Origin of the sequence: Vibrio scophthalmi LMG 19158 (assembly GCF_000222585.1) — a bacterium.
Classification (GTDB): Bacteria; Pseudomonadota; Gammaproteobacteria; order Enterobacterales; family Vibrionaceae; genus Vibrio; species Vibrio scophthalmi.
In genome coordinates this window covers 1-4,476 of sequence record NZ_AFWE01000123.1, presented here as the reverse complement: position 1 = coordinate 4,476, position 4,476 = coordinate 1, and the positions used below count along the sequence as shown (strand labels likewise).

Annotated in this window: 5 protein-coding genes; all 5 read right to left on the bottom strand. The window is 33.5% G+C overall.

Annotated features, from left to right (window positions below):
• Window positions 1–1,341: EAL domain-containing protein (locus tag RH88_RS10080; RefSeq protein WP_005595531.1), on the bottom strand; the 1,341-nt coding region annotated here is incomplete at its 3' end.
• Window positions 1,331–2,506 (bottom strand): tetratricopeptide repeat protein, encoded by a 1,176-nt coding sequence (locus tag RH88_RS10075; protein ID WP_050798503.1) that lies wholly within the window; start codon window positions 2,504–2,506, stop codon window positions 1,331–1,333. The genes RH88_RS10080 and RH88_RS10075, both read right to left, overlap by 11 nt.
• Complete coding sequence (locus RH88_RS23425) at window positions 2,461–2,973, bottom strand: response regulator (RefSeq protein WP_050798502.1); 513 nt, start codon at window positions 2,971–2,973, stop codon at window positions 2,461–2,463. Before RH88_RS23425 ends, RH88_RS10075 begins: the two co-directional genes overlap by 46 nt.
• 659 nt (window positions 2,974–3,632) lie before the next feature.
• Window positions 3,633–3,890, bottom strand: coding sequence for a helix-turn-helix domain-containing protein (locus tag RH88_RS10070; RefSeq protein WP_005595528.1), 258 nt, complete (start codon window positions 3,888–3,890; stop codon window positions 3,633–3,635).
• A gap of 91 nt (window positions 3,891–3,981) precedes the next feature.
• On the bottom strand, window positions 3,982–4,476 hold a 495-nt coding region (locus RH88_RS10065; RefSeq protein ID WP_005595527.1), incomplete at its 5' end, for a recombinase family protein.

Here is a 4,476-nt window from a genome sequence, read left to right as displayed (position 1 = left end):
AATATCTCGTAGATATGAGAAAGATGAATAACCAGTACCAAAGTCATCAATTGAAAACTTAATTCCTAGATCTGAAAGTTCATTTAAGTTATTCATGACCATTTCAGACTCCATATAAATAGACTCTGTAAACTCAAAGTGAACGTTCTTATAAGAATAACCTAAACTAAAAATCATATCCTTAACGTCTTTTGAGAAATTCCTATTCATCAATTGTTTTATTGAGACATTAACGTGAAGACTAAATTCATTAGCATCTTTTACATACTGAGCGTTATTTTTAAACCAAATTAGTGATTCTCTTAGAATCGACAAACCGATAAGATCTATAAGTCCAGTATCTTCAGATAAAGAAATAAATTCTATAGGACCTAAAACTCCACGTTCAGGGTCTATCCATCTAGCCAACGATTCCGCGCCTACAACAGAATTAGTTTCTAAGTCTATAATCGGTTGAAAATATGGCATAAATTCATTATTTAATATCGCACTCTTTAATCTATTATAATTACTAACTTTAAGTTGACTGTTATAACGCATAGAGGATTCAAAATGAACATGCCTAATCATAGTTCGTTTAGATTCATACAATGACAATTTGGCATCATCAAGTAAATCAACCATACGCATACTAATATCAGTCTTAGCAGATGAACCGAACCAAAAGTTCACATATATTTGATTTCCAGACACTTCAAATGGAAAAGTACCAATACTTTTAATTAGATCAACAAAATGTTCAATTCTAAAACAACTATCTAACCCTACTGCATACTTACCTTGTTCAACATATATTATTAAAACATCATCTCCGAGCACACTTTTTAATGCAGATATAAATTCACGTATAAACACTTCATACTCAATATATTTTAAACTCTCAATTTCACCGTTAATTGATTCAATTTCAAATATAACAAATGCTTCTACACTTACGTGATTTGAGTTTTTACCTACCCAGTTTATGTTTGGAAGTCTAGTTATGTTTTCAATAGAATTTTCGCAACTTTGATTTTCATACTTTTCTCTAATCCTAAACAACATTGTGTTAATAGAATTAGTCAGTTCTAAGATTGGCAACGTTTTTATTTCAGTTTTTATACCAACAGACTCTCTAACATCATGTGATATAACAGCCATTTCAAGTAAACCAATTGAGTGCCGTAAATAATGGTATGATGCAAAAAACCAGAACCAAACTGAAAATAACACAAAAGTTATCAACATGAAAAAATAGTCTTTATTTTCTAGCTGCATTGACCATACAGACTTAGCTATATATATTACTGCACTAAGAACGAAAACAACAAATAACACAAACCTAAATCTGTTAACACTCATTTAAATGCTCCTTACATTTAGAGTAGGCCTCGTCATAAATAGATTGATAGTCAATGCTATTAAGTTCCCCTTCCTCGACAGTATGTCTGATAAATTGGTTACTAAATTCTATAAGACTATATACTTCAGGAGCCGAATAACCTATAGGCCAGCATTTTGCCAATAGTTTTATTATATTAACATTTACACTTTTTATATAAGGGCATCTATTTTTTATAGTTAAATAAACATTAATTAACTCTTGCCTATTAGAAATGTTAACTTTGATTTCTTTATGTTTCTCCTTCAAAAATAGAAGCTTATCTTCATTTGACTTAACCAACTCAGACTCCATCACTATCTTACTGCTAAGAATTATTGCGCTAGATTGGTTTTTATCTATCAGTAGATTTAACCTTCTAATCGAATGACAAAATTCTGATTCATAACACAGTTCATTCAACAACCAAGATAAATGATAAGCACCATAAAAATGATTTAATTTATTATTATTAAACACTTTATTTATAATGCTCATGGAGAGTTTGTAGTTGCCAGTTTCTAGCGCAATATGAGCCAATAAGAGTTCAATCTCGTCATGAATATCCTTATCAAAATGACTTCTCACTTGAGATAGTATTGCTTTAGCTTCATTTATTAAGTTGCATTTTTCTTTATTTCCTTTGCATGCGTATAATAAAACTCTTATGTTATTTATTTTTGAATAAATACCATCACGATATGTATCTTTATTTATTCTCAAATAAAGATCATACCGTTCCAAAGCTGTAAAAAACTCATTTTTAGATAGACAAAGATTCACGATAACAAGTTCCCTTTCTGAGTTACCAGGAACTAATTTGCTCGCAATTTCTAATTCAGCTATCGCTCTCGGTACATCATCGTTTAACAAGCGTATATTCGCAGCACCCATCCGAACACTTACATCTTCTGGTGTAACTCTTAACATCTCGTCAATTAAAGCGGTAGCTTCTTCTAAATCTCCTGTTTTACCCATCTCATTTGCTAACCCTATTTTAGCCCAGTTAAATTGTTTTTTATTTAGAATGTTTTCATATACCACTCTAGCATTCTGATGCAAATCTTTAAGGCTAAGGAAAGAAGCTCTAAACTTTTCTATTAAAAAATAATATTCAGGATAAAATGGTGATAATTCATCACACAATAGCAATCCATTATCATAGTCTTTGTTTTTTTCATATGAATATAAATTGTGTAATACCTTTTTCTTTTAATCGCAGACGAAATCCTATTTTTAAGAGTAATTATATTAAATGGCTTCAATAAATACTCATCTGGCTTTAATTCTATTATTGCTCTTATAGTGAAAGCTGAATTCTCACCTGTAATCATTATGAATACTGTATCATCAACTATGGCATTAATATGGACTAGTTCTTCAAATAGTTGTTTGCCATTAATACCTTTACCAAAATTGTAATCGCTTATGTAAACATCAAATTTGATTTTTGAGGCATAAAAAATCACATCTCTAGCTGTTTTAGCAACATACAGATTCCTATCTACTATTCCTAATTTTATTAGCATAGACTTCAACGAACTGATCACTACAGACGAATCATCAGCAATAATTACAACTAGGTCCGAGAATCTAAACTTATCTGGAACCAAATCCTTTTCCTCCCTTTCATCTAATTTAGTGCACGCCTTTAACCCACGATCCTTACAAAAACAACATAAAAACAACAACTAATGACACAACACTCAGTATATGCATCAAAGTTTACGTTGCATGTCTAACCTATCACATATGAGCATTAACGATGTCTATTATGTTGGGTAATAATTTTTATCGTAAAACAAACAAAATCGATCGATCGAAAACATCGATCGTGTCGATCGAAAGTATCGATCAATAAATCAATCGTCAGCATAAAAATCCGTCTTTTATAAGGAGTTCAGATTCATATTGTTTGTTGATTTGCTCTTGCTAGCACATTCAGGTGTAAATCTCAGATCTATGGTGATCAATAAATCATCAGCTCAATGCCATGAATGCAGGACACTGGCCTTACTTATAGATGATTAGTATCTAGGAATTGATGAGCGCGATTGCACGATTGGAATTAAATTTGATTGCGCACTGTTCTAACATTCAGAATGACTAAAAGTTTAACTGGGGAGATTCTCTTCAAGCCATAAAAATGAAAGACTGGCTCTATAAGAAAAAATTTAAGTAGAGTACATAAGCTGTAAGGCTTGTAGTCATAACCGACTATGCCAAGCATAAAGTTCATTTTCGGCAGTATAATTGCCAAGGTTGTAATAACTTACCATTCTAACTTAGAGATTTCGTGCTTATAGTCTTCACCCTTAGCCAGAATAGGCAACAGGTGAAGCTCTAATTGATAGACTCTAGCTAGGCGTAACAAGGTCTCGATCGTGCAAGATGCTGAGTCATTTTCTATTTTAGATATCGTTGCTTGCCTTAGTCCGCTTAACTCTGAAACCTGCTTTTGTGTTAATCCAGTGTTTTGTCTTGCTTCTCGCATCCAGTTTGCCAACGCTGATGGATCACTAACGTACATCTTCTGTCTTCCTTTTACCCAGTAAATCAAATCGTCATATACTCTCTAGCGTATATTTGACGTTTATACGCCAGAGAGTATATTTCAGCGATCAGTTTTGAGCAGATAGATACTTGTAGTAAGTTGCTCTACCTACACCTTGCGCTTTACATGCAGCACTGACGGTTTCACCGTCAGAAACGAGCAATTTAACTGCACGGCATTTTTGCGCGGTCTCTGCGTTTACAGGTCGTCCTTTATAGCGCCCTTCTCTCTTTGCTTTTGCAATGCCTTGCTGGGCACGCTTCTGGCGGGTTTCGTAATCATCACGAGCCATGGCAGCTCCAAGATCCAACATGAAGTTTGTTAACGCCTGCTGAATTGCCGAGATCGACACATCTACATCAAATAAAGACTGATGGGTCATAGGTTGATCGACAACTACTATTGATATCCCTTTAGCTTTTATTCGTCCTTTAAGTGTTTCCCATACTTGGAATGGCAAGCGTGTTAATCTGTCCATTTTTTCAATCAATAGAACATCACCATCTTCAGAGTCTTCAATCAACCGATCTAATTCAGGGCGTTCGGCTGCTGTACCAGAGAT

Bases quoted from the DNA above. Each gene is read 5' to 3' on its own strand.
- RH88_RS10070 (WP_005595528.1), bottom strand. From the start codon at position 3,890: ATGTACGTTAGTGATCCATCAGCGTTGGCAAACTGGATGCGAGAAGCA.